The organism is Paenibacillus sp. FSL F4-0243 (assembly GCF_037963295.1).
GTDB lineage: Bacteria > Bacillota > Bacilli > Paenibacillales > Paenibacillaceae > Paenibacillus_AQ.
In genome coordinates this window covers 5,259,344-5,285,895 of record NZ_CP150151.1, presented here as the reverse complement: position 1 = coordinate 5,285,895, position 26,552 = coordinate 5,259,344, and the positions used below count along the sequence as shown (strand labels likewise).

The following is a 26,552-nucleotide window of genomic DNA, read 5'->3' as shown; positions in this document are numbered from 1 at the left end:
AGTTGGCTTTAACACTGCAGGAGAGAATTGCTGAGGTAGAGGGACGTGTAGCACGTGCCTGCGCGGCAAGCGGCCGGGATCGAAATGACGTCAAGGTAATTGCAGTGACGAAATATGTTTCTCTGGAAATGGTGTCCTCCGTATTGGAGGCAGGCCTGGAGCATATTGCCGAGAGTCGCTGGCAGGATGCTGAGCACAAATGGAAGGTTTTAGGGGACCAAGGGACATGGCATTTTATCGGGCATTTGCAGACCAATAAGGTTAAAGACGTTATTGGCAAGTTTCAATATATACACTCTTTGGACCGGATATCTTTGGCGCAAGAATTACACAAAAAGGCGATTGCCGCAGATCAAGAAGTGAATGTCTTTCTTCAAGTAAACATCTCTGGAGAAGATACGAAATTTGGTCTGTCGCCTGAGGCGGTACCTGGATTTTTGCGTGAAATTGCTAGTCTAGACCGTGTAAAAGTAATTGGACTAATGACGATGGCACCTTTAGAAGGTGATCCGGAGCTTACCCGCCCTGTATTTCGCGGACTTCGTGAGCTGCGCGATGAGCTCAATCAACTTGCTTTGACACCTGAACCGATTACGGAGCTATCAATGGGAATGTCGAATGATTTTGAAGTGGCGATACAGGAAGGAGCCACCTGGGTACGCCTAGGTACGGTGTTAGTAGGCCATTAGGAGGGATCGTGATGAGCGTTATGAACCGATTTATGAGTTTTTTGGGCTTGCAGGAGGAAGAAGAAGTTGTGGAGCGGGAGCAAATCCACGAAGAGGATGAGTATGAGCCAGCCCCTGTCGAAACCCGCAAAAATCAAAGGGGCAACGTTGTCAGTATCCATTCGCAGAAGAATGTAAAAGTTGTACTTTATGAGCCACGTTCGTACGATGAGGCTCAGGAAATTGCGGACCATCTCCGTTCTCACCGGACGGTAGTGATCAATCTTCAGCGTGTCCGTAATGATCAGGCAATGAGAATTATTGATTTTTTAAGTGGAACTGTTTATGCCCTTGGGGGAGGAATCTCTAAAATTGGGGGCAATATATTTATGTGCACGCCAGATACCGTTGAAATTCAAGGTGCCATTACGGAAATCCTAGGTGACGATCCAGACTATAACAGAATGAGGTGAATGAGCTTTGCCCCAAATTGATTACATTATTGATATGCTGTTTAATATTTATTTTTACATGATTATTTTCTACGTACTGATGTCTTGGTTACCAAACGTTCGTGAGAACTTTATCGGAGAACTGCTGAGCAAGCTTGTTGAGCCGTATTTGACACCATTTCGTCGGTTTATTCCGCCACTCTTTGGTACGCTTGATATTTCCCCGATCATTGCACTATTCGTCTTGGAATTTGCGGCAGGTGGACTCAAATCCATTTTGCACTTAATTTTTTAGGCAGAAGTGATGAAGACAGAAGTTTACGGGCATTTTCATCCCGATGAAAGACAATTTGTGGACAAGGCTTGGGAGTGGGTTACCCATGCGGGAGAATATCATGAGACGAAACTGACCGAATTTCTAGATCCGCGCCAAGGATTTATTCTGCAAAGTCTCGTCAATCGACATCCAGATGTTATCGTTAGATGGGAAGGCGGCCACCCTGAGGCAGAGCGGAAGCGAGCACTCATTGCACCTGATTATCGTGATCTGGATCATGAGGACATGGAGCTGAGCGTTCTTGCGATAACCTCTGGTGAGCAAAAGTTTTTGGCGCTAGAACATGGGGACTACATGGGCTCTATTCTGGGTCTTGGAGTAAAACGTGGAAAAATCGGTGATATTCATGTTCTGGACGATGGTTGTCATGTGGTAGTAGCTGCAGATATTGCAGATTATTTAGACATGAATTTAACTGGAGTACACCGAATACAGGTGAGCACGGAGGTATTGCCACTTTCTGCCTTGCGTAATAGTGAGGTGAAGCTGGAAATGATGGATTTGACTGTAGCGTCCCTACGATTGGATGGCATAGCCGCAGATGTAACACGGCTTAGCCGAAGCAAAATTCTTGCTCCCATCAAGGCTGGGCGCGTTCGGGTAAATTGGAAAGTGGAAGAAGACCCTTCCTGCGGACTTAAAGATGGTGACATGGTATCTATTCAAGGATTTGGTCGATTCAAGGTTCTAGAGGTTGGTAGTTTGACGAAAAAGGGCCGATACCGTGTTCAGGTTGGTAAATTTGTGTGAATCCCTTGCAGGAATCCGGCTTTACTTGTCGAAATTGATTATTTCGAGGGAATCAAACATTTTTAAAGCAGGACGCCGATATTTTATAAAAGAGGCGAACCATGAATGGCAGTTGGAACGTCGATACATCCTCTGCCTTTACTTGAAGTACAGTCTTTCTTCTTTGTCTGCTGCGCAGGTATGGTTCAGAGACTTAGAAGGTCCGAAATTTCTAGGAGGTGCACAGCATGCCATTAACACCGCTCGATATACATAACAAGGAGTTCTCTCGGAGACTTCGCGGTTATGATGAGGACGAGGTCAACGAATTTCTGGATCAAGTAATTAAGGATTACGAAAGTGTCATCCGTGAGAACAAAGAGCTGCAGAATCAGCTTTTGTCCATTCAAGAGCGTTTAGATCATTTTGTGAATATTGAAGAGAGTTTATCGAAAACGATCTTAGTCGCTCAGGAAGCGGCCGATGATGTGAAGAACAACTCCAAGAAGGAATCGCAGCTCATTATCAAGGAAGCGGAAAAGAACGCGGATCGGATTATTAACGAAGCGTTATCCAAATCCCGTAAGGTTGCTATTGAGACTGAAGAATTGCGTAAGCAAGCTTCGATCTATCGCACTCGTTTCCGCACATTGGTGGAAGCACAGCTCGAGCTGTTGTCACAGGATGACTGGAATGCCTTGGAGAGTCGTGAGGCAAGCGAGAGCGTAACTTTTAAGGATGATGTTCTACATCGTATCTAATGCATTATGATGAATGAATGCTGCTTGAATTTATAGGGGGGAATTCCCTCTAATTTATAATTTCACGCTATAATCGGCTAAATAGAGGGAGTTATTCCCTCTATTTTTATTTTCCGCTAAAATCGATCATAATAAAGTATTCCGCCTGCACAGGTATACTCCTAATGTGGATTTCGCTAGCGGTTGTTGACATTTAGACTTAAAAAGTCTATAAATAGAACATATCTGTATAATGTTTATATGTATTCGATGACGGGACAAGTACGACAAGGTAACGTTCTCCAGAGAGTCGGCGATTGCTGAGAGCCGATTGTTCGAACCCTGCCGGAAGATCTTCCCCTAGAAGTTAAGCTGAAGCGTTGATCGTGCGTAAGCTTAGCCGTCCGCCGGACGTTACACCGGACCTGTGCATGAGATTTACGCGCAGGACTGAGATTGTGCTGAATACACTCCCCTTAAGGATGTGCTCATGCGCAGAATTAGGGTGGTATCGCGAGCGTCGTCTCGCCCCTTTGGGGGTGGGATGACGCTTATTTTGTTGTTCCGGGGAGGCCATCCCCTAAATCCCCCTTTCTAAGGGGGACCCCAAGGGCTGCCGCCCTCTGGACACCCGCAATGTAAAGCCTCGTGCAAACGGGTACGGTGGTGGAAGCGAACAGACTCATGTGGCTGAAGGAGCGGCCCTTCTTAGGCTCCCCTGGCGGGTTCGCCTGCGGGGCCTCACTGCTAGCGCAGACCGGCGTTTCACTCGCCGCTCCATGTGGCACCCAGAGCCAGTGCTGCCCTACGGGATCGCGGCTCGGGTACCGAAGGCAAGAGCTGAACCAGACTGCCCAAGGATCGAAAAGAGCTTTACAGACTAAACCATGAAAGGATTGACCATCACATGCAAAAAGTAGATGTCAAAGAAAAAGCGCGGGCAAGAGATGTCCGCATACTGAAGAAATGGAGCGACGAAAATACGTTCCGTAAATCCATGGAGAATCGTGAAGGACGTCCGAACTATGTATTTTACGAAGGTCCTCCAACAGCGAACGGTGCACCGCATATCGGGCACGTGCTGGGCCGTGTAATCAAGGATTTCATCGGTCGTTACCAAACGATGAAAGGTTACCGCGTGGTACGTAAAGCGGGCTGGGATACACACGGTTTGCCAGTAGAACTAGGCGTACAAAAGAAGCTTGGCATCTCCGGCAAACAAGAGATCGAGGAATATGGCGTAGAAAAATTCATTCAGGAATGTAAAGACAGCGTCTTCGGTTATGAGAAGCAATGGCGCGAGTTTACAGAGGGTATCGGATACTGGACGGATCTAGATAATCCTTACGTAACTTTGAATAACACATACATCGAGAGCGTGTGGAACATCTTGGCTACTGTGCATGACAAAGGGTTGCTCTACCGCGGACACCGCGTTAGTCCTTACTGCCCAAGCTGTCAGACTACCCTAAGCTCCCATGAAGTAGCCCAAGGCTACAAGACTGTCAAGGATCTCAGTGCGACTGCAAAGTTCAAACTGGATGACAGTGGAGACTACGTACTAGCTTGGACGACTACACCTTGGACGCTGCCAGCACATATGGCGTTAGCCATGAACCCTGACATGGATTATGTACGTGTACAACAAGAAGACGGTATCTACATTGTGGCCAAAAATTTGGTAGAGGAAGTAATGAAAGGCGAGCACACAGTCCTTTCTACACATAAAGGTTCCGAGTTTATCGGCAAAACCTACGCTCCTCCATTCGGATACATCAAGGCAGAGAAAAGCAATGTCATCGTTGGTGCTTCCTTCGTTACAGATTCCAGTGGTACAGGGATCGTACACATGGCACCAGCGCATGGTGAAGATGACTATAAGACTTGCCGCGAGAACGGCATCAGCTTCGTGAACGTGGTTGATAATTCCGGTAAGTATACGGATGTAGTATCTGATTTTGCTGGACGCTTCGTGAAAGATTGCGATTTGGATATCGTTAAAGCTTTGTCTGAAAAAGGACTGCTTTACGGTAAAGAAAAATACGAGCACAGCTATCCATTCTGCTGGCGTTGTGATACACCACTCTTGTACTACGCAACAGACAGCTGGTTCATCAACACTACAGCGATCAAAGATCAGCTGATTGCTAACAACAACAGTGTAGATTGGTATCCTGATCATGTACGTGAAGGCCGTTTCGGGAAGTTCCTGGATGAACTGGTGGACTGGAATATCAGCCGTAATCGTTACTGGGGCACACCGCTTAATGTTTGGGTATGTCAAGAAACGGGCAAAGAGTTCGCTCCACACAGCATTGAAGAACTGAGAGCGATGGCGATTGGCGATGTACCTGAGGATATCGAGCTGCATAAGCCTTTTGTAGATAAGATCAAGCTACGCAGCCCTTTCAGCGAAGGCGCAGAGATGGTTCGCACACCAGAAGTTATCGATGTTTGGTTCGATAGTGGTTCGATGCCATTTGCGCAAAGTCATTATCCATTTGAGAACGAGGATAAGCTGAATGATCAATATCCAGCGGATATGATCTGTGAAGGGATCGACCAGACACGTGGATGGTTCTACAGCTTACTAGCTGTATCTACCTTGTTTAAAGGTAAAGCTCCATATAAAGCTGTTATTGCTCACGGCCATATCCTTGATGAGAATGGTCAGAAAATGTCCAAATCAAAAGGCAATGTTATTGATCCTTGGGATATCATGAACGATTACGGCACGGATGCTTTCCGTTGGGCGATTCTATCCGATAGTGCACCGTGGAATAACAAACGTTTCTCTCGTGGTCTTGTAGGGGAAACCAAATCGAAAGTTGTAGATACACTGGTGAATACGCATGCGTTCTTGACTCTTTATGCTGGCATCGATGGTTATGATCCTGCTGATCATCCTTTTAAAGTATCGGAACATAAGCTGGACCGCTGGATTTTGTCCCGTCTGAACAGCTTGATTCTTTTGGTAGACAAAGGACTTGCAGTAAATGACTTCGTGAATACATCCAAAGGCATTGAGAACTTTATAGATGAGCTGAGCAACTGGTATATCCGTCGTTCCCGTGACCGTTTCTGGGGTAGTGGTCTAGGTGAAGATAAGCTGGATGCTTACCGTACACTGACCCATGTGCTTTTGAAGACAGCGTCTTTGATGGCTCCATTTACACCGATGTTGTCTGAAGATATCTTCACGAACCTTGGCGGCGGAGAGAGTGTGCATTTAGCAGATTATCCGGTTGCTGATGAGAGCTTGATCGATAAAGAGCTGGAAGAGGATATGGAAAGTGCGAGACAAATCGTTGAGCTGGCGCGTAACGTGCGTAACGAAACAGGCATTAAGAATCGTCAACCGCTGTCTGAGCTGATCGTTTCGATGAACCGTGACTTCCATTTGGCTGAGTATGAAGAGATCATCAAAGACGAGATCAACATCAAGAATATCGTGCTAGAGACTAGCGATAGTGGATTTGTTGACTTCACACTCAAGCTGAATCTTAAAGTTGCCGGTAAAAAATACGGTAAAAACGTCGGCTTCCTGCAAGGCTTTTTGAAAGCTCTGGACAGTGACTCTACCCGCAAAGCGGTGCAAGATGGCTCAATCGCGATTGCGACGCCAGAGGGAGAAGAACTGGTGATCACTTCTGAAGAGCTACTCGTTGAAAAAGAAGCTAAAGCAGGTTTCGCCGCAGCTTCCGGATATGGAATTACGGTTGCGCTCAATACCGAAATCACACCTGAGCTTGAACAAGAAGGCTGGGTTCGTGAGATCATTCGTGCGGTTCAAGATTACCGTAAACGTTTGGATCTGCCGATCGAGAAACGGATCGCACTCACGCTGAGTGTAGACGATGAGCTTAAAGCAGCAGTTACAGCCTTTGAGAATGTATTGCGAGACAATGTACTTGTGACTACGGTTGATTTTGGCGGAGAACATGCTTTTGAAACGGTAGATGTCGGTGGTAAATCCATCGGTATCCATATTGAAGTGTAAATCTGCATTACCTGTCCCAAAACAGCATATACTAGCGGCACAAGTGTAAACAGAGAACTTCTGTTTATGCGGGAAATATAGTCTTTATATTTCGCCCGCGAAAATAACGAGCCTCGTGCTCAAGGAGATGTATTCTCTTTGACCGGGCTCGTTTACTTTGTGGCGAATATAGACGTATGAGAGGAGCTGTGGCTGTGGAGGATCAGAAGAACAGAATCTCCGTCAAGACATCCGGCAACAAGAACAGCCCAGATAAGGGAGCGGAGAAAAAGGTTATTCCTGAGGAAAACCCTGAGCGTTTAACAGCAGATCATCGCAATCCAGAAGACATTCCACTGGAAGAAAAAATGAATACAATGTATCGATTAACCTTTGAATGGGCCCATATCTTAGAGAAATCACGAATTTATCAGTATACGGAGCTGTTATATTCACCTTGGACTCTAATTTGGAAAAATATTTTATATGGAGCGGCTCGTGGAGTAGGGATTGCGCTAGGCTTTACTTTTTTTGCGGCAACGATCATCTATGTTCTTCAGGTACTTGGAGCATTGAATCTACCGATCATCGGAGATTATATTGCGGATATTGTACGAATTGTTCAACGTCAGCTGGAATTCAAATAGCTTGTTAAGGCGAAGCCGTCTTTATTTGGTTTGTTGAAGGGATTAGGGTTCGGTCAATCTTCTTTGGTGGATTTATCCAGCCTTGGGCTTCTATGTTTCTCCCCAGTCCGTACCTTTCCTTTTTTAATCTTTGGAGAGGGCTGCGCTGCTTTTTTTCCTCGTGTATGATGCGTAAGCCTCTCATTAATAATAAATATCGTCGGTCATCTTCATGACTGAGTTGCTGCACATTTTTAAGATAGTCGTGATTCACTAACGTTACACTCCTTGTATGTCGATTTCAGAATCCGTTAGATCAGTTTACCAGCTGAATCTGAACATTTTCTTAACAAAATGACATAGCGCAGAAAATATAAAAAAAACAGCGGGCCATTCCACAATGAAACTGGAACCGCACGCTGTTCATTTTTTCTTGTGGGGGACAATGCTTTTATTCCTCGCCTTCGAGTGGATCAAGCATGTAACTTCCCTCGCCACTATCCTTATAACGCTCGTAGCTACGTCCCGGTACTACAACTACATTGTTGCCTGTAATATCGGTGGCGATAAAGTTCTCCCAAGGCTCTACGCAGCCTTCAAGCTCATCGGCTTCAATCTCCATATCATTATAGGAGTCAATGTTGCTGCCCTCCGCCATGGCGGGGGAATCGGAGTTTCCATAGCTTTCTACAATCTGCCAGGCATCCTCACCGTCAAAGCCGTTTTGATCCTCTCGTTCATCGAGACTCGTACGCCCAAATGGAGGAGACAAAAATTCTTCTTCAATGGGCCGAGTAAAAGGTGCATTTTGACGTGGGGCGTGCTCTTTACAATAAAGCGTGGAGGGAATAGCGGATAGACGCTCAAAAGGGATCGGTTTACCGCTAGCCTTACATATCCCATAGGTCCCTTCATCCATAGCGTTGAGAGCAGCTTCAATATCATCCAGCTCATGCTCGTCCCGCTCTAGCAGTGAAATATCCATGGAGCGATTATACAAATCGGTGGCTGCATCGCCTGGATGGTTGTCATTCTCGGAAAGTTCTCCGGTGCCATCCCGCATGGATTCCTGTAAGCCGTAATTTTCATTATTCTGAAGCCTGTGCTGAATAGTATCACGGTCTTTTTCTAATCGGGCGCGTAGCTCTGAGAGCTGCTGTACTGTCAGGTGCGTCATGATGAGTAAGCTCCTTTCTGTACTTTTTTAAGAATCCTTCCGACAAACCGATTTTCACCGGATGGTTCTTTGTTAGGTTGACCTGAGAGGCGTTATTTTAGCGATGGAAAATAGTCCCCAAGATTAAGCGCCCGAGAGGTGTCACGCAATAGACGATCTTCTAAGGGCTGTGCTACAATATACAAGTCTTATAACAGTATTCGTACCGCATTTGGCGGGAAAAATAAGAACGGAGTGACAACTTCTGTGGTGTACTATTTGATTGCTCTTATTGTATTTTTGGTGGATCAGGGAACGAAGTATCTCATTGCCACACGTTTGGAGCTTGGGGAACAGATTCCGGTGATCGGGAATTTCTTCCTAATTACCTCACATCGTAATCGCGGGGCTGCTTTTGGGATTCTACAAGGTCAGCAATGGTTCTTCTTTTTAGTTACGGTTGTAGTGGTTGCAGGTATCGTTTGGTACTTGAACAAAACTAGACATTCGCGGAAGATGCTATCGGTTGCCCTTGGACTTGTTCTGGGTGGAGCGATAGGTAACTTCCTAGACCGGATGATCAGTGGTGAGGTTGTCGATTTCCTTCTGTTTAATTTTGGAAGCTATAGCTTCCCGATTTTTAACGTTGCGGATTCATGTATTGTCATTGGGGTTGGGTTGATTCTTTTGGACTCCTTCCGCGATCTTAAGAATGGTGAAGAAATCACGGAAATCAAAGAAGTAAAAGAAGCAAAGGAAGTAAAAGAAGGGAATGAATGATTTGAGTAAAGACGTCAATCACCAAGCGGCATCTACGAGCGAAGAAGAGAGGGACGTCACGGAGTGGACCGTTTCAGCAGAGAACGCGCGGGAGCGAATCGATAAATATATAACGGAATCTTGGGAAGAGGATATTTCTCGTTCTCAGGTGCAGCTGTGGATCAGTGGTGGCCATGTTACGGTTAATGGGGCACCGGTTAAAGCTAACTATAAGCTCTCAGAAGGCGATAAAGTTTCCATTGTCGTACCAGAAGCGGAAGTTACAGACTTGATCCCGGAGAATATTCCACTTGAAGTTGTATACGAAGACAGCGATGTCATTGTTATAAATAAGCCGCGTGGTATGGTTGTACATCCGGCTGCCGGGCACCCGTCAGGCACCTTGGTAAATGCACTGATGTATCACTGCAAGGATCTGTCCGGTATTAATGGTGAGATTCGTCCAGGTATTGTACATCGTATTGATAAGGATACCTCTGGTCTTATTATGGTGGCTAAAAATGATGCCAGTCACGCGTCGCTCGCAGCACAGCTTAAAGAGCACAGTGTAACACGCCGCTATATAGCAGTTGTACACGGCAATTTGTCGCATGACAAAGGAACGGTTGACGCTCCGATCGGTAGAGATCCACATGATCGCAAGCTATACACTGTGACGGAAAAGAACAGCAAGAAATCTGTGACCCATTTTACAGTGATGGAACGTTTCGGTGACTGTACACTACTGGAGCTGCAGCTGGAGACTGGCCGCACGCATCAGATCAGAGTGCATATGAAATTCATTGGTCATCCGCTTGTGGGGGATCCGATTTATGGACGCAGTAAAGGAACAGCTATGAATGGACAGGCGTTACATGCGGCGGTGCTTGGATTTATTCATCCTACGACAGGTGAATATAAAGAATTCAGCAGACCTATTCCGGAAGACATGGAAGATGTTCTGTTCACATTGCGCAGCAGATAAGTACAAATGAAGTGATAATTAGTCTATGGTATTGAACTCTGCTTTCCATCATATTTAATAACATAAGGATAAAGAGAAGGTTATGCCTTATTCTTTATCCTTATTTTTTATCACAGAAACGGATCTCTAGAAACATAAGCCATCCAAGGGACGGCGAAGCCGTTTCTTCTAAAATTAGAATAGATAGCCAGGAGATGAGTTGAAAGTATGAGTATTGAACAATACCAAGACAGCTTCATTCAGACTAATTTTGCAGACCGTATCGGTGGTGCGAACTACGGCAAGGACACTTCGATTTATAAATTCGAGAAAATCAAACGTGCTAAAGCATCCGCAAAACAGGATTTTCCTGATATTGAATTGATCGATATGGGTGTAGGCGAGCCAGATGAGATGGCTGATGCAGGTATCGTGGCTAAGCTTGCTGAAGAAGCAGCTAAGGAAGAGAACCGTGGTTATGCGGACAATGGAATTGCTGAGTTTAAGACAGCTGCTGCTGATTATTTGCGGGAAGTATTCCGTGTTGAAGGCATTGATCCCGTTACGGAGGTAGTTCACTCGATCGGTTCTAAGCCTGCACTGGCGATGTTGCCTTCTTGCTTCATTAACCCAGGAGATATTACGATCATGACGGTGCCGGGTTATCCAGTGTTGGGTACACACACTAAATACTTGGGTGGACAAGTGTTTACAGTAGAGCTGAAGAAGGAGAATAACTTTCTTCCAGATCTGAACGAAATTCCAGAAGAAGTTGCTCATAAAGCTAAGCTTCTTTACTTGAACTATCCAAACAATCCGACGGGCGCTAGTGCGACTCCTGAGTTTTTTGCTGAGGTAGTTGCATGGGCTAAAAAATATGATGTAGTCGTTATCCACGATGCACCATATGCTGCCTTGACCTATGACGGTTTGAAGCCGCTTAGCTTCTTGTCAGTTCCGGGTGCGAAGGATGTTGGCGTGGAACTACATTCCCTGTCCAAGTCCTACAATATGACAGGCTGGAGAATCGGTTTTGTGGCCGGTAATCCGCTAGTAGTTAAAGCCTTCAGTGATGTGAAGGATAATAATGATTCCGGTCAATTTATCGCGATTCAAAAAGCTGCGGCTTACGGTCTTGCTCATCCAGAGATTACTGAAGCGATTGCTGCCAAGTATTCTCGTCGTCACAACCTGTTGGTAGATGCACTGAACAGCCTGGGCTTCCATGCTGAGAAACCAAAGGGCTCCTTCTTCCTTTATGTTGCAGCACCTAAGGGTGTCAAAGGTGGTCGCCGTTTCGAATCCGGTGAGGATTTCTCGCAATTCCTGATCCGTGAGAAGCTAATCTCCACCGTGCCTTGGGATGATGCAGGTCCGTTTGTACGTTTCTCTGTTACCTTTATTGCTAAAGGGGAAGAGGAAGAAAGACGTGTCATCTCTGAAATCCAAAGACGCTTAAGCGATGTGGAGTTTGAATTTTAAACATTAGTTAGACATTGAAGCCGCCTAAGGGAAACCTTGGGTGGCTTTTCTTTATGTAGTGGCAAGTCTACTGTGGATTAGACTACTGTAGAATAGAGCTACTGTAAGATAGGGAATTCTTCCCTCTAATTTTGTGTTTTAGCTTCAATCCGCTAGAATATAGGGAATTTCTCCCTCTATTTCAGCATATTTGGTTGTATTCAAGGAAATCCTTTAATTTATAGGGAGGAATTCCGAATAACCTGATCATAATGATTATTGTGGCCTAATTATAGGGAGGTTTTCCGGTTTTTCCTATAATACCGCCTTCCTTTTGTTGTTAATAGAAGCAGGCTTGGAAAGTGTTGTAGTTTAGGCAGATAATGTTGACATGCAGGGTTTGTTCTGTCATAATTCTCATTAAATGAATAGCGCCTTTAATTCAGTCCTGTGAGGCTGGCAAGGTAACGTGAATCGAGGTTCGCGACTCTTAGAAAGGTATCCGTGTGTATACACCGGACTGTCTTTTTATGCGCGCGGCCATCATCTTCTTCATCTGCGGATTTCACTCCTTGCCTGTTAATAGGCAAGGAGTTTTTTGATTTCCAGGAACTTGAACAGGCGAAACAAGTGGAGGGTGACAAGATTATGGTTACTGAGAAAAATGTAATTATGGACGAAACGGCGATCCGCCGGGCATTATCGCGTATTGCTCATGAGATTTTGGAGAAGAACAAAGGGATTGAAAATTGTCTGCTGGTCGGTATCCGAACACGAGGCGTGTACCTAGCACAGCGCATCGCTGAGCGGATCAAGGAAATTGAAGGCGTCGAGATTCCTTACGGCGAACTCGACATCACGCATTATCGGGATGACCGTGAAGTAGGAGGCAGTGAAGCAGTAGTGAAGAGTGACGTCATTATTACTTCCGGCAATGATGGCATCCATGATAAGAAGGTCATTTTGTTCGACGATGTGCTTTACACCGGACGCACCATCCGCGCGGCGATGGACGCTTTGATGGATTGCGGACGCCCACGAATGATTCAACTGGCAGTACTGGCTGACCGTGGACACCGCGAGCTGCCGATCCGACCAGACTACATCGGTAAGAATGTACCTACCTCAAAGCATGAGCAGATTGAAGTGGCGCTGAAGGAATACGACGGCAAAGACGAGGTCTACATTATTTCAAACCGGGAGGAACGATAACATCATGACACTTACTAAGGTAAAGGAACGTAGTCTGCTGGGAATAAAAGAGCTTGACCGGTCGGAAATCACTGGGCTGCTGGACAGAACAGCATACTGGGACAATCAGAGCGAGAAGTTAACTCCCATTTTGAACTCGCATTTTATTTCTAACATGTTCTTTGAGAACAGCACACGCACACGCTTCTCCTTTGAAATGGCAGAGAAACGACTGGGTGCACAAGTACTGAATTTTACGGCTGCAGCTTCTAGTGTAGAAAAAGGGGAGTCGATCTACGATACAGTACGCACACTGGAATCGATGGGGATCGATGCCGGAGTTGTGCGTTTGAAGCCTGCAGGTGTGCTGCAGCAGTTAGCTGAGAAGGTGTCCATACCGCTTATTAATGCGGGTGACGGCAACAATGAACATCCAACACAAGCGCTGCTTGATCTTTACACCATGACCAAAACGTTTGGAGATTTAAAGGGTCTCACGGTTTCTATTATCGGGGACATCATGCATAGCCGGGTAGCACGCTCCAATCTCTGGGGACTTACAAAGCTAGGGGCTAAAGTGCAATTCTGTGCACCGGAGAATATGAAGGCTCCTGAGCTTATGGAATACGCACCTTATGTAACCATAGAGGAAGCTCTTAAAGCAGATGTTGTAATGATGCTTCGTGTACAGCTGGAACGTCATTCTTCTGGCATCGTACTTTCCGCGGAAGATTACCGCAGACATTATGGTTTAACGGAAGAACGCGCAGCTAAGCTCGCAAAAGATACAATCATTATGCACCCAGCTCCGGTTAACCGGAATGTCGAGATTGATGATGCAGTTGTAGAGAGCAGTCAATCAAGGATTTTCCCGCAAATGTCTAATGGGGTTCCGGTTCGGATGGCAGTTCTCGAAAGAGCTTTATTATAAAGTTTAAAGAATGATGATGAATAAGGACTAATAAATATACACAAACATGAATTTTTATTATATAATAACGAGAGGGCCCGCAGTCGGGATCTGTGGGTAAAGGTAGAATCATGACAGTGATTATTAGAAACGCCAGCGTATTGACTAAGGAAGGCTTGTTAGAGCGGAAACATATTGTACTTGAAGAAGGTGTTATCTCGGCCTTAATCGATGGAAATGAAGCTGCTCCAGAAGCTGGAGAGATCATTGATGCTGAAGGTAAGCTGCTCATTCCAGGACTCATTGATATGCATGTGCACTTACGCGAACCGGGATTTGAACACAAGGAAACAGTGGAAACCGGAAGTCGTTCGGCTGCCAAAGGCGGATTTACAACCATCGCTTGTATGCCTAATACCCGTCCAGTAACAGATACCCCGGAAATCGTACAATTTGTCAAAGACAAAGCGCGTGAAGCAGGACTCGTTAAAGTCCTTCCTTATGCAGCCATTACGAAAAATGAGCTCGGACGTGAGCTGACTGATTTTGCAGCGCTTAAAGAAGCTGGAGCTATTGGTTATACCGATGACGGCGTGGGCGTGCAAAGTGCTCAAATGATGAAAGATGCTATGAACATCGCCGCAGCACTGGATATGCCAGTCATTGCTCACTGCGAGGATAATTCACTGGTTGAAGGCTGCTGTGTAGCCGAAGGTGAGTTCGCAAGAAAGCATGGCCTGAAAGGAATTCCAAATGAGTCAGAAGCCATCCATGTTGGACGCGATATTTTGCTGGCTGAAGCGACAGGCGTTCATTACCATGTGTGCCATGTAAGTACTGAACAATCGGTGCGACTGATTCGCCAAGCGAAAGAAATCGGCATTAAAGTAACTGCTGAAGTGTGTCCGCATCACTTGCTGCTCTCTGAAGAAGATATTCCAGGCCTTGATGCCAATTGGAAAATGAACCCGCCGCTTCGCTCCCGCCGCGATGTTGAAGCATGTATCGAAGGTTTGCTTGACGGCACACTAGATATGATTGTTACGGATCATGCGCCGCATAGTGAGGAAGAGAAGGCTAAAGGCATGCAACTTGCACCTTTTGGTATCGTTGGATTCGAAACAGCTTTCCCACTACTATACACAGCGTTTGTAGCAACAGGGAAATGGGATTTATCCTTACTAGTACAAAGAATGACTGCTGATCCTGCACGGGTATTCAGACTGAACACCGGTGTGATGGATATCGGAGCTCCTGCAGATTTGACACTGATTGATTTGGAGCAGGAGAAAGAAGTAGACCCAGGATCTTTCGCAAGTAAAGGACGGAATACTCCTTTCGGTGGCTGGAAGCTTAAGGGCTGGCCAGTAATGACATGGGTAGACGGCAAAGCCGTATGGACTGAGAAAAACTAGCGGACTGGTGGGGCGGAGTTGCTGATCTTTACGGATGCAGCGATTGTGTACACGTTCACTCCGGAAGGCTTGTAAGGCATAAGCATTAGACTACAGAAACAAGAAGGAGTGGAATGGAATGCAGGCGAGATTGCTGCTGCAAGACGGAACTTTATTTACAGGTACCGCATTTGGCGCTGAGGGCGAGAAGACAGGCGAGGTTGTTTTTAATACAGGAATTACAGGATATCAAGAGGTGCTGTCTGACCCGTCATATTGCGGACAAATCGTGACAATGACTTACCCATTGATCGGGAACTACGGGATTACTCGGGATGACTTTGAATCTGTTCGACCTTTTGTACACGGCTTTGTAGTGCGCCGTCATGAAGAGGTACCTAGTAACTGGCGTGCTGAATATAGTGTGGACGACTTGTTGAAAGAATACGATATTCCAGGGATCAGCGAGATTGATACTCGGATGTTGACTCGGATTATTCGCCACTACGGAACAATGAAAGCGATCTTGACCACCTCTAACAAACGTGTAGAGGAACTGATGGAAATGATGGGAAATACTACGATTGAGGAATTGCGCAATCAGGTAGCTCGTACATCAACTGCAAGTTCGTACAGCAGCCCAGGCAACAAAGAAAGAATTGTGCTTGTGGATTACGGTGCGAAGGCTGGTATCCTACGTGAGCTTAACGAACGTGGTTGTGATGTTGTTGTAGTGCCACATGATGTAAAAGCGGAAGAAGTTCGCCGTCTGAACCCAGATGGTATCCTACTGTCCAACGGCCCTGGGGACCCTAAAGATGTGCCTCACGCTGTCAAGACGATTTCCGAATTGCTTGGTGAATATCCGATCTTCGGCATCTGCCTTGGTCATCAGTTGTTTGCACTTGCTTGTGGAGCGGATACAGAGAAGCTGAAATTCGGTCACCGCGGTGGGAATCACCCTGTGAAGGAACTGGAAAGCGGACGCTGCTTCATCACTTCCCAGAACCATGGTTATACCGTGAATGAGGAATCTGTGAAGAACACTGAACTAGAAGTTACTCATATTAATAATAATGATAAGACTGTTGAAGGTATTAAACATACTCGTTACCCAGCATTTTCGGTGCAATATCATCCAGAAGCGGCGCCAGGACCACATGACAGCAGCTACTTGTTCGATCGCTTCCTTCAATTGATTGCCGATCATAAAGCAAAGACACCTGTTGTTTCACGTCAGGCACAACTTGCGGCAAACGCCAGAATCACGGCGCCAAAAACTAACTTACAGCTTGAAGCCGTGAAAGGAGCTCTATAACATGCCAAAGAACGATAAACTTAAAAAAATACTAGTGATCGGTTCCGGACCGATCGTCATCGGCCAAGCAGCGGAGTTTGACTACGCAGGAACTCAGGCTTGCCAAGCTCTTAAAGAAGAAGGCGTGGAAGTCGTACTGATTAACAGCAATCCAGCAACGATTATGACAGATACAAATATTGCAGATAAAGTATACATCGAGCCTATTACGCTTGAATTCGTAACTGCAATTATTCGCCAAGAGCGTCCAGATGGATTGCTTCCAACGCTGGGCGGTCAAACTGGCCTAAATATGGCTGTAGAATTGGCTCGTGCAGGTGTGCTTGAGCAAGAGAATGTTAAGCTTCTCGGTACACAGCTTGATTCCATTGAGAAAGCAGAAGATCGCGATTTGTTCCGTGATCTAATGCGTGAATTGGATCAACCTGTACCGGACAGCACCATTATCACTACTGTAGATGAAGCAATGAAATTCGCTGAGGAAATTGGATTCCCTCTGATTGTACGTCCAGCTTATACGCTTGGCGGCACAGGCGGCGGGATCTGCGATAACGAAGAAGAGCTGCGTGAAACTGTCAAAGCAGGAATTCGTTACAGCCCGATCGGACAATGTCTGGTTGAGAAGAGTATTGCCGGCATGAAGGAAGTTGAATACGAGGTTATGCGTGATGCTAATGACAACTGTATCGTTGTCTGCAACATGGAGAACTTTGATCCTGTAGGTGTACATACAGGTGACAGTATCGTTGTGGCACCTAGCCAGACGTTATCGGATCGCGAATACCAAATGCTGCGCACAGCTTCGCTCAAAATCATCCGCGCCCTGAATATTGAGGGTGGATGTAACGTACAATTCGCACTTGATCCACAAAGTTATCAATATTATGTAATCGAAGTAAACCCGCGTGTCAGCCGTTCCTCGGCTTTGGCGTCCAAAGCAACAGGATATCCAATTGCCAAAATGGCTGCCAAAATCGCGATGGGTTACACGTTGGATGAAATCGTCAATCCGGTAACCGGACAGACTTATGCATGCTTCGAGCCAACACTTGACTATATTGTAAGTAAAATTCCACGCTGGCCGTTCGACAAGTTCATTCATGCGAACCGTAAGCTGGGTACGCAAATGAAAGCGACAGGCGAAGTAATGGCGATCGGCCGTACTTTTGAAGAGTCGATTCATAAAGCGATCCGTTCCTTGGAAATTGGTGTTCACCGGTTCCGTCTGCCAGGTGCAGAGACACTGGAAGAGAGCGTGCTGCGTGAACGTCTTGCGAAGCCTGACGATGAGCGTCTGTTCCTGATTGCTGAAGCTTTCCGCCGTGGTTACGGTTTGCAAGAAATCCAGGATATTACGAACGTGGACTGGTGGTTCCTCTCCAAAATTGAAGGTTTGATTAACTTTGAAGAGGTTATTCGCGGCGAAGAAACTTTGTCTGCGGAAACTCTATACCAAGCGAAACGTAAAGGCTTTACAGACCGTGCGATTGCTGAGATTCGTGCAGAAGGACAGGCGAACGGGAAATTCACCAAAGAAGCTGATGTGCGCGCGCTACGTTTGGAGCAAGGTTTAACACCTGTGTTCAAAATGGTAGATACTTGTGCGGCTGAGTTCGAAGCTTCTACACCTTATTACTACTCGACTTATGAGACTGAGAACGAGGTCATTCATTCTGATAAGCAAAAGGTTATCGTGCTGGGATCTGGTCCAATCCGGATCGGTCAAGGGATTGAGTTCGATTACTCCACAGTTCATGCGGTATGGGCCATTCAAAAGGCTGGATATGAAGCGGTTATCATCAATAATAACCCTGAGACTGTATCTACAGACTTTAATACTTCGGACCGGTTGTACTTTGAACCATTATTCTTCGAAGATGTCATGAACGTAATTGCGCAAGAGAATCCGATTGGAGTTATTGTTCAATTCGGAGGTCAAACAGCGATTAACCTTGCGGCACCTCTAAGTGCTGCTGGTGTGAAGATTCTTGGAACTAGCCTTGATAGCATTGATGAAGCTGAGAACCGTAAGAAATTCGAAGCTTTGCTGGCACGCCTTGATATCGCTCAACCGAAAGGTAAGACGGTTACCGACGTGGATCAAGCTGTAGAAACTGCACAATCCCTTGGGTATCCGGTGCTGGTACGTCCTTCCTACGTACTAGGCGGACGTGCAATGGAAATCGTATATAACGATACTGAACTGCTTAGCTACATGGTAGAAGCGGTGAAAGTGAATCCGGAGCATCCGGTATTGATTGACCGTTACATGCTAGGTAAAGAGGTTGAGGTAGACGCGATTTGTGATGGTGAGACAGTAGTAATTCCGGGCATCATGGAACATGTCGAACGCGCAGGGGTTCACTCCGGTGACTCTATCGCCGTATATCCTCCGCAATATCTGGATGAAGGTCTAAAAGAGAAAATCGCTGAGATCACAATTAAAATCGCTAAGGAACTGAAGACGATTGGACTGGTCAACATCCAGTTTGTTATCTATCAGAACGAAGTATACGTAATCGAAGTAAATCCACGCTCCTCGCGTACGGTTCCTTTCCTGAGTAAGGTGACAGGAATTCCAATGGCGCATTTGGCAACCAAAATCATTCTCGGCAGCAAGCTGAAGGATGACGGTTATACAGAAGGTTTGTGGCCGGAAAGCGATTATGTATCGGTTAAAGTGCCAGTGTTCTCTTTTGCCAAACTACGCAGAGTAGAACCTACACTCGGACCTGAAATGAAATCAACCGGTGAGGTTATGGGCCGTGATAAATTGTACGCAAAAGCTTTATACAAAGGTCTGATCGGAGCAGGGATGAAAATTCCAGCGACAGGCGCTATCATCGTTACGGTGGCAGATAAAGATAAAGCAGAAGCTGTAGAACTTATGAAAGGCTTCCACTCCATGGGTTACAAAATCATTGCTACTGGAGGCACGGCACAAGCGCTTGAAGAAGCAGGCCTCAACGTAATGAATGTAAATAAGCTGGATGAAGGTGCGCCAAACATTCTCGACTTGATTCGTGGTGGGCAAGCTAACTTCGTCTTTAATACACTGACTAAAGGTAAAACGCCAGAACGTGACGGATTCCGAATCCGCCGTGAAGCGGTTGAGAATGGCGTCGTATGTATGACTTCACTGGATACAGTGACGGCACTTCTCAGAATGCTGCAGACGATTAACTTCTCGTCACAGTCCATGCCTGCTTTTGTCGGACAATTGAACTAATCTCATAAAGATGCATAGGGCGGTTTGCGTTTACGCAGACCGTTCCGCTATGCCTAGGGTCTAATAAATAAAGGGTGTGGATGTAGTCTGCACTGGATAGGAGCATGGTTATGGGAGTAGGAGAAGTAGAGTGGAAAGCAATGGCGAATCGTCTGATGATCGCTTTGGATTATCCTGATGTGACTGGAGCAAGAGCCTTGATCGATAAGCTGGAAGGAATTCCTTGCTATATGAAGGTAGGCATGCAGCTGTTCTATGCGGCAGGACCAGAATTTATTCAAGAGCTGAAATCTCGTGGCTATTCTGTGTTCGTTGACGTGAAAATGCATGATATCCCTAACACGGTAAAAGGTGGCGCTCAAAGTCTTACGAATCTTGGCGCTGATATGTTTAACGTACACGCGGCAGGAGGCTCAGCCATGATGGCTGCAGCACGCGAAGGAGCGGCTTCAGCAGTTAGTGCTAATGCTGCCCTTAAGATGCCTTTGATTATTGCAGTTACCCAGTTAACCAGTACGAGTCAAGAAGTGATGAATAACGAAATTGGGATCGCTGGTGAGGTAGCGGATACTGTAGTAAGATACGCCAAGCTGGCAGCCGATGCGGGTCTAGATGGTGTAGTAGCATCGCCACAAGAGTCCGCAGCTATCGCAGAAGCTTGCGGCCCAGCATTTTGCACGGTTACACCAGGTATCCGGCCAGCAGGTGCTTCCTTGGACGATCAGTCCCGGGTTATGACGCCTGGAAAAGCCATTCGTCAGGGTAGTCACTACCTTGTTGTAGGACGGCCGATTACAGCTTCACCAGATCCACGTCACGCAGCACTAAACATTATTGAGGAGATGACCCTAGCATGAGCTCATTAAATAGAAGTGAACAAGTAGCAAGTTATTTGCTGGAGATTGGAGCAGTAGCGCTGCGTCCACAGGAGCCTTTTACATGGACCTCTGGTATCAAATCGCCGATCTATTGCGACAATCGTCTGACTATGGCTTACCCAGAAGTTCGTAACTATATTGCAGATGCCTTCGCTCAGCTTATTAAGAGCGAGTATCCGGACGCTGAAGTGATCGCAGGTACAGCAACCGCGGGTATTCCACACGCAGCTTGGGTAGCAGATAAGCTCAATCTGCCTATGGCTTATATCCGTGATAAAGCTAAAGGCCACGGCAAGCAGAATCAGATTGAAGGTCTGATTAAGCCGGGACAAAAGGTTGTTGTTATTGAAGATCTGATCTCCACAGGTGGAAGCTCCATCAAAGCTGCTCAGGCCGTGCAAGAAGCTGGTGCAGAAGTGCTGGCTGTACTCGCAATCTTCAGCTATGAGCTGGACCGTGCAGTGGATGCTTTTGCTGCAGCTGAAATGCCATTACAAAGCTTGTCCAACTACAGCACATTGATTGATGTGGCTCTTGCACAAGGTAAAATTGAATCGACGGACGTAGAAGTACTGAAGTCTTGGAGAAAAGATCCTTCATCATTTGGTGTTTAAGCTTAAATAAATGAGTATAGTTTAGGCGAGCCTCTCACTTTTCAGTGAGGGGCTTTTATTATTGTGAGGAGTGCGAATAAAAAGAGGGACACAACATTCTCAACTGTCATCCAAGACACGAATAGTTGTATTTTGTACACTTAAACTAACTCTCCTTAGTGGAATTGGCACTATAGTTGCACTTTGCGCAATTATTATCAGCCTAGTATCTGTCGAAACCTTCTAGTAACGGTTTTTAATTGTACAGAGTGCAATTAAAAGGAGAACCAAAATAAACTCGGCTCTAATAGTTGCAGAAAGTGCAATTATCCAGTCGTAGAGGGTAGGATTGTGTCGGTCAGCGGGAATGTAGCAAGTGAGCAAGTGTGAGTGGGAAAGTGGAGATCGTGTATCTGCAAAAGCTCCTAGTAAGATTTTTATGAGAATAATATGAAGAAATCGTAGTATAACTTTAAACGTCCTGTAACTTCCCTTCTTGATTAAAGCTTTATACTGTTACTAGGATTATGGATTATTTATCCATAAGATGTAGAAGAATCAAGTATTTTATGGGAGGATATAATAATGAATCATATAAACAACAATAAACGGCTCTGGCGCCGCTGGTTAAGCTTTGGGGTATGCGCTGCGCTGATACTACCACTAATCTCTGATGGGTGGAATACGGCTTGGGCTGAGCCTTCTAAGGCTTCAGTGGAGCAACGTGTATTGCGTATTGGGAGTCTATGGTCTGGGGAGGACGATTCGTTTTTTCGTCAGCAGTTTACAGATATGTATGAATTGCAGCATCCAGAAATCAAATTGGAGATTATTCCGGCTATAGATACGAATGACCTTCGGTACAATAACACCTCCTCAGACGCAAGCTCTGACAATTTGGAAAATATCCGAGCGATTATGGGCGGGGATAAGCCTGTTGATGTGATCGTCGGTGATAGCGCATTAGTGAAGAGTTTGGTGGATCATAATCTTGTCCAATCGCTGGAGCCGCTTATAGCGCGTGATCAGTATGATTTAAGCAATATGGCGCCTACAATGCTGAATGGAGTTCGTGAGCTGGGTAGAGGAAGTCTTTTTGCGTTGGCGCCGATCTTCTCGTCTAGTGCGCTTTTTTATAACAAGGGAATCTTTGATGCTGCTGGTGTGAGCTATCCAACGGACAAGATGACTTGGAATGAACTGTTTACACTGGCAGATAAGGTGACGAAGAAGTCATCTAATAAAGAAACTCGGATATACGGGTTCTCGATGAACCGTTACTTAAGTGATCCATTCTGGGATATGCAGAGCTATGTCGCACCGCTAGAACTTACGATGTACGATAATAAGGGTCAGCACATGACTGTAAATACCACACAGTGGAATCAGGCTTGGACTACTTACAGCCAGTTGGTTAAGAAACAAATTGTACCTGAGCTAAATGGGTTGGATTTTGCAGGAACAGAAGGGAATGCCTACAGTCCAATCCAAGGCGATCTGTTCCTCACAGGAAAAGCAGCAATGGTCGTTGGAGAATATGGTTATCTCAATGAACTGGCGGGAGTGGCCCGTAATGCTGCTAAGATCAAAAATTACAGTCCCATCAAATGGGGTGTGGTTACTGTACCTACCTTTCAGGAAAAACCGGATGTTGCCATTGGAACATGGCTTGGTAATATGATGGCTATTAGTTCTACGGCTACTAATAAGGAAGATGCCTGGGATTTGATTAAGTTCGTCAACAGTAATGAGGTTGCGAAAATCAAAGCCCATAACAAGAGTGAACTGACTTCCCGTAAGGATTATATTACCGCTCAGACCCCTTCTGTAAATTTGGAAGCTTTTTATACGCTTAAGCCTTTACCTGCAACGGATCCTTTATTGATCAGTTTACAGATGCAGAAGCCTGGGATTAGCCGGATTAGTGATGTTGGACGTCAATTATTCATTGATGTTTATCAGGGGAAGAAAACCGTCGAGAATGCACTCAAAGCTTGGGAGAAGCAAGGGAATACCATGCTGGATACACTTAAAAAAGATCCCACGGTCTATTTTGACTCGATCGGTGAATGACTCTGGAATATGCCCTAAGCCACCAGTTTTCTGGTGGCTTATTTTGTGGAACTTGGGCATGATAAGTTCAGAGCGGTGTATCATAAATTTGCGAAAAGGAGAAGAGGGCATCATGAATTGGATATACTTCGCGAAACTGTTCAGGACCAGATTTCAAGCAGGTTGTTTGGCTAAAAGATTGGAGCAAGATGGCTGGATTTACGGTTATCATGACCCGCGTTTTGTAGAAATTTATCGATCCCGTAAGGGAAGGTACGGGGTTAGATTTCTGCCTTGAGAACTTTTATAAATTCTTCCTTGACGTAGACCCGATTTGTACTGTATATTATTTATTGTCGCTGTTTGAATATTTTTTCTGACGCGGGGTGGAGCAGCCCGGTAGCTCGTCGGGCTCATAACCCGAAGGCCGCAGGTTCAAATCCTGCCCCCGCAACCAATTTATTTACAACAGCAATTCTACATTCGGATATTTTTAGATCCGGGCCCTTAGCTCAGTTGGTTAGAGCGGTCGGCTCATAACCGATTGGTCGGGGGTTCGAGTCCCTCAGGGCCCACTTATCAAAAACCCTTACTTTGTAAGGTTTTTTTGCTGTCTATAGGCTTTGTAATATTAAGAAAATAGAATGGATAAAGACCAGAATTTTGAGCTTGCTAACGGATTTGCTAACGGGAATTATTTTTCTGCAGTTTCGAGCTGTTTTTCAGCGTATTTATTCAGTTCTGCTTCAATTTTGTCAACGACCTCTTCCTGCATGATTGGGAGTAGGTGTGAGTATCGTTCGTTGAACATCGCTGGAGTCATACCCAGTGGTTCAGCAGCTACCTTTGGATTTATATAACACCCGCCAGGGTAGCAACATACTAAGTCATTATCCTCATATGAGTCTCCATATTCTTTTTTATAATCCTCGATTTGCTTGTAGCGTTCCTTAAGGTCATCAATAATATTCTGAAAAAGTTTTACCCGTCGTATGGAATCATTCGTCTTCGGGCGTTGAATGACTAAACCATCACGTGTCCAGTTGGCCGTCTGAATCACCTTGAGTTCTTTCTTTTCGAAGTCGATATCACCCCAGCGAAGTCCAAGGATCTCACCACGTCTCATTCCAGTATAAATTGCCAATGAAAACACAATAGACTGGCGGGCGCCTCATCAAGCTAACAGGCAGTAAAGTTTAACTTAAAGTAAACTTTCCGTTTCCCGCAGTTAACTTAAGGTGTAATCTGAAAGCACCTTTTTTTTGAAGGTGATACTCATCAAGAACCGTATTTATGAAGGAGTGACTTAATGCAAGCTATTAAATCTATAATAGAGTGTCCAGAGCGTCATATAGAGTTTGCTGAATATGTTAAAGAAAAATGGCCAAACGTTCAGAAGGTGGTACTCCCTAAAATTGACGAAAGTTTATCGGCTGAAGATGGTTTGCCATTAACATTTCTGCTATTAAAAAACGACAAAATAATTGGATTTTATCAATTGATTGAGCAGGAATATATAATTCGAAAAGATTTATCGCCATGGATTGCTCCTTTGTTCATTGACGAGAATGAGCGAGGGCAAGGTTTAGGTTCAGTATTGTTGGAGCATGCCAGAAAAATGGTGGGGCAATTGGGATATACGAAGGTTTATATAACGACTGATCATATTCGTTACTATGAGAAATATGGATTCAGAGAAATCGGTTTGGATAATTTTGAATGGGGACGACCCACCAAAATCTATGAACACGACACTATAAAGTAAATTATCGCAACATGGTTTGTTTGGGACTTAACTAACGGGAAACGATAGTTGAATCTACAGAGGGATGGTATCAAACATGGACTATGAAATCAAAATAGCAACCTTGGAACATAAAGAAATACTCAGCAACCTGTTACAATTCTATATTTATGATTTCTCAGAATTTATGGAGTTGCAGTTTGAGGAAAACGGAAAATATGGTAATTATCCAATTGATGAATATTGGTCTAAAGACCCCAATTATCCATATTTAATCAGTCTCAATGGGAAAATTGTTGGATTTGTCTTAGTCCAATTAAAAAATCGGGAAGAAGATGACGCATATTTTTCTATTGCTGAATTTTTTATTGCGAAGAAGTATCGTAGGCTGGGATTAGGGAGATTGGTTGCTAAAGATATATTTGATTTGCACCAGGGAAAATGGGAAGTTTACCAAATAGATAACAACAAGCCCGCTCAACTCTTTTGGAGAAAGGCAATAGAAGAATATACAGGAGGAAAATTTACTGAACGAATTGAAGTAGGAAGAAGAACACAAGTATTCATTAGTTAATGCGAGGTTCTTATATTAATGGGGGTTGCTGGTTGACAAAAATGATAATTTTGTTGGTTATTCTTGCTATTATTACTGCTATTTTTGTATTCAAAGTTTTATCTAGAAAGAAGAGTTACCCTCCCCAAAGTATAGTAATTGATCCACTTAAGATTACGATCCAGGACATAGACCGAATGGAAGACGGAACTGGCTTTGTAGAATATCTGTATCGTTTATTTTTGGCCATGGGTTATAGTGATGCATATAAAACGAGAGGAGGCAGAGATTTTGGATCTGACTTAGTGTTTACAGACGGGGAGGGGGTTCGAAATGTCGTTCAGGCAAAGCGTTATTCTTATCCAGTAGGGTTAGGAGCTGTTCAAGAGATCTATAGTTCCATGAGATATTACAGGGCAAAAAAGTCCATGGTAATATCCTCAAACCAATATACCTCAGCGTGTGAAGAACTTGCTAGTTATAACGCCGTAAGATTACATAGTAGAAGTGACCTTATAGAAATTATAAACTTTTTCAAGTCAGGGCAGATTGATAAAGCAAAGGATATCCTTGAGTCAGAGCCCAGGATTATACTGGATTCATGGGATAATAAAGTAATTAAGAAGGGCTTCAAAGTTGAAAAACGATGGGCTGCGAAGAAATAGATAGTTCGTAGAACAAGGAGCTTTTATACAGATGAACAATGAAGATTTTCAATACAGAAATACATACTTTTTCGTAGGGAATCCAACGATTCTATGGATCACCATACTTGGCTTGGTGTTGTTAGGATTTGTATTGTTTTATTTGATTAAGAAA

24 protein-coding genes, 2 tRNA genes and 1 other annotated feature are annotated in these 26,552 nt (G+C 45.0%); of the genes, 24 read left to right on the top strand and 2 right to left on the bottom strand.

The window, feature by feature from the left end:
* Positions 1 to 2: 2 nt before the first annotated feature.
* From NSS87_RS23580 to NSS87_RS23550, 7 genes are all read left to right on the top strand, one after another.
* On the top strand, positions 3 to 689 hold the full coding sequence (locus NSS87_RS23580) for a YggS family pyridoxal phosphate-dependent enzyme (protein ID WP_339243114.1): 687 nt from the start codon (positions 3 to 5) through the stop codon (positions 687 to 689).
* Between the two features lie 11 nt (positions 690 to 700).
* Positions 701 to 1,141, top strand: a complete 441-nt coding sequence (gene sepF, locus NSS87_RS23575; protein ID WP_042190833.1) for a cell division protein SepF — start codon at positions 701 to 703, stop codon at positions 1,139 to 1,141.
* Positions 1,142 to 1,175: 34 nt separating this feature from the next.
* The gene (locus tag NSS87_RS23570; protein WP_042194359.1) at positions 1,176 to 1,415 is read left to right on the top strand and encodes a YggT family protein; all 240 of its coding nucleotides are present in this window, start codon (positions 1,176 to 1,178) and stop codon (positions 1,413 to 1,415) included.
* Positions 1,416 to 1,424: 9 nt separating this feature from the next.
* Positions 1,425 to 2,207: a YlmH/Sll1252 family protein gene (locus NSS87_RS23565; RefSeq protein ID WP_042190831.1), complete on the top strand. Its 783-nt coding sequence runs from the start codon at positions 1,425 to 1,427 to the stop codon at positions 2,205 to 2,207.
* Between the two features lie 227 nt (positions 2,208 to 2,434).
* Positions 2,435 to 2,947, top strand: coding sequence for a DivIVA domain-containing protein (locus tag NSS87_RS23560; protein WP_076299650.1), 513 nt, complete (start codon positions 2,435 to 2,437; stop codon positions 2,945 to 2,947).
* Between the two features lie 240 nt (positions 2,948 to 3,187).
* Positions 3,188 to 3,462, top strand: a binding site (T-box leader).
* Between the two features lie 371 nt (positions 3,463 to 3,833).
* On the top strand, positions 3,834 to 6,926 hold the full coding sequence (gene ileS / locus NSS87_RS23555) for an isoleucine--tRNA ligase (protein WP_339243110.1): 3,093 nt from the start codon (positions 3,834 to 3,836) through the stop codon (positions 6,924 to 6,926).
* A 329-nt stretch (positions 6,927 to 7,255) separates the two neighbouring features.
* Positions 7,256 to 7,552: a DUF5665 domain-containing protein gene (locus NSS87_RS23550; RefSeq protein ID WP_042194357.1), complete on the top strand. Its 297-nt coding sequence runs from the start codon at positions 7,256 to 7,258 to the stop codon at positions 7,550 to 7,552.
* Between the two features lie 430 nt (positions 7,553 to 7,982).
* On the opposite strand, the gene NSS87_RS23545 is transcribed toward NSS87_RS23550, so the two are convergent.
* On the bottom strand, positions 7,983 to 8,708 hold the full coding sequence (locus NSS87_RS23545; RefSeq protein WP_042190825.1) for a TraR/DksA C4-type zinc finger protein: 726 nt from the start codon (positions 8,706 to 8,708) through the stop codon (positions 7,983 to 7,985).
* A gap of 246 nt (positions 8,709 to 8,954) precedes the next feature.
* Between NSS87_RS23545 and lspA the strand changes: the two genes are divergently transcribed.
* The 14 genes from lspA (at position 8,955) to NSS87_RS23475 (ending at position 24,011) form a co-directional block, all read left to right on the top strand.
* Entirely contained in the window at positions 8,955 to 9,467 is a 513-nt protein-coding gene (lspA, locus tag NSS87_RS23540; protein WP_042190823.1) for a signal peptidase II, read from the top strand.
* Positions 9,460 to 10,431 (top strand): RluA family pseudouridine synthase, encoded by a 972-nt coding sequence (locus NSS87_RS23535; protein ID WP_042190820.1) that lies wholly within the window; start codon positions 9,460 to 9,462, stop codon positions 10,429 to 10,431. The genes lspA and NSS87_RS23535 overlap by 8 nt, the downstream gene beginning before the upstream one ends.
* 207 nt (positions 10,432 to 10,638) lie before the next feature.
* Positions 10,639 to 11,892: an LL-diaminopimelate aminotransferase gene (locus NSS87_RS23530; protein WP_339243106.1), complete on the top strand. Its 1,254-nt coding sequence runs from the start codon at positions 10,639 to 10,641 to the stop codon at positions 11,890 to 11,892.
* 627 nt (positions 11,893 to 12,519) lie between these two features.
* Positions 12,520 to 13,083, top strand: coding sequence for a bifunctional pyr operon transcriptional regulator/uracil phosphoribosyltransferase PyrR (gene pyrR, locus NSS87_RS23525; RefSeq protein WP_042190814.1), 564 nt, complete (start codon positions 12,520 to 12,522; stop codon positions 13,081 to 13,083).
* A gap of 4 nt (positions 13,084 to 13,087) precedes the next feature.
* On the top strand, positions 13,088 to 13,993 hold the full coding sequence (locus tag NSS87_RS23520) for an aspartate carbamoyltransferase catalytic subunit (RefSeq protein WP_042190812.1): 906 nt from the start codon (positions 13,088 to 13,090) through the stop codon (positions 13,991 to 13,993).
* 110 nt (positions 13,994 to 14,103) lie between these two features.
* Positions 14,104 to 15,387, top strand: coding sequence for a dihydroorotase (locus NSS87_RS23515; RefSeq protein ID WP_042190810.1), 1,284 nt, complete (start codon positions 14,104 to 14,106; stop codon positions 15,385 to 15,387).
* Between the two features lie 118 nt (positions 15,388 to 15,505).
* Positions 15,506 to 16,684 (top strand): glutamine-hydrolyzing carbamoyl-phosphate synthase small subunit, encoded by a 1,179-nt coding sequence (gene carA, locus NSS87_RS23510; protein ID WP_042190808.1) that lies wholly within the window; start codon positions 15,506 to 15,508, stop codon positions 16,682 to 16,684.
* Position 16,685: 1 nt separating this feature from the next.
* Positions 16,686 to 19,913, top strand: a complete 3,228-nt coding sequence (gene carB, locus NSS87_RS23505; RefSeq protein ID WP_339243103.1) for a carbamoyl-phosphate synthase large subunit — start codon at positions 16,686 to 16,688, stop codon at positions 19,911 to 19,913.
* A gap of 110 nt (positions 19,914 to 20,023) precedes the next feature.
* The gene (gene pyrF, locus NSS87_RS23500; protein WP_042190804.1) at positions 20,024 to 20,770 is read left to right on the top strand and encodes an orotidine-5'-phosphate decarboxylase; all 747 of its coding nucleotides are present in this window, start codon (positions 20,024 to 20,026) and stop codon (positions 20,768 to 20,770) included.
* The gene (pyrE, locus tag NSS87_RS23495; protein WP_042190802.1) at positions 20,767 to 21,405 is read left to right on the top strand and encodes an orotate phosphoribosyltransferase; all 639 of its coding nucleotides are present in this window, start codon (positions 20,767 to 20,769) and stop codon (positions 21,403 to 21,405) included. The genes pyrF and pyrE overlap by 4 nt, the downstream gene beginning before the upstream one ends.
* 564 nt (positions 21,406 to 21,969) lie before the next feature.
* Positions 21,970 to 23,457 carry an extracellular solute-binding protein gene (locus tag NSS87_RS23490; RefSeq protein ID WP_339243102.1) on the top strand — a complete coding sequence of 496 codons (1,488 nt, stop codon included), beginning with the start codon at positions 21,970 to 21,972 and terminating at the stop codon, positions 23,455 to 23,457.
* A 112-nt stretch (positions 23,458 to 23,569) separates the two neighbouring features.
* Positions 23,570 to 23,734: a hypothetical protein gene (locus tag NSS87_RS23485; protein ID WP_019909365.1), complete on the top strand. Its 165-nt coding sequence runs from the start codon at positions 23,570 to 23,572 to the stop codon at positions 23,732 to 23,734.
* Positions 23,735 to 23,816: 82 nt separating this feature from the next.
* A tRNA-Met gene (locus NSS87_RS23480) sits at positions 23,817 to 23,893 on the top strand.
* A 44-nt stretch (positions 23,894 to 23,937) separates the two neighbouring features.
* A tRNA-Ile gene (locus NSS87_RS23475) sits at positions 23,938 to 24,011 on the top strand.
* Positions 24,012 to 24,130: 119 nt separating this feature from the next.
* Here the strand turns inward: NSS87_RS23475 and NSS87_RS23470 are convergent.
* Positions 24,131 to 24,592, bottom strand: a complete 462-nt coding sequence (locus NSS87_RS23470; RefSeq protein ID WP_339248649.1) for a site-specific integrase — start codon at positions 24,590 to 24,592, stop codon at positions 24,131 to 24,133.
* A gap of 153 nt (positions 24,593 to 24,745) precedes the next feature.
* Between NSS87_RS23470 and NSS87_RS23465 the strand changes: the two genes are divergently transcribed.
* The 3 genes from NSS87_RS23465 to NSS87_RS23455 all read left to right on the top strand — a co-directional run bounded on the left by NSS87_RS23465 (position 24,746) and on the right by NSS87_RS23455 (position 26,398).
* Positions 24,746 to 25,201, top strand: a complete 456-nt coding sequence (locus tag NSS87_RS23465; RefSeq protein WP_042190795.1) for a GNAT family N-acetyltransferase — start codon at positions 24,746 to 24,748, stop codon at positions 25,199 to 25,201.
* A gap of 76 nt (positions 25,202 to 25,277) precedes the next feature.
* Positions 25,278 to 25,754 carry a GNAT family N-acetyltransferase gene (locus NSS87_RS23460; RefSeq protein WP_339243100.1) on the top strand — a complete coding sequence of 159 codons (477 nt, stop codon included), beginning with the start codon at positions 25,278 to 25,280 and terminating at the stop codon, positions 25,752 to 25,754.
* Between the two features lie 41 nt (positions 25,755 to 25,795).
* On the top strand, positions 25,796 to 26,398 hold the full coding sequence (locus tag NSS87_RS23455; RefSeq protein WP_042194355.1) for a restriction endonuclease: 603 nt from the start codon (positions 25,796 to 25,798) through the stop codon (positions 26,396 to 26,398).
* Positions 26,399 to 26,552 lie beyond the last annotated feature (154 nt).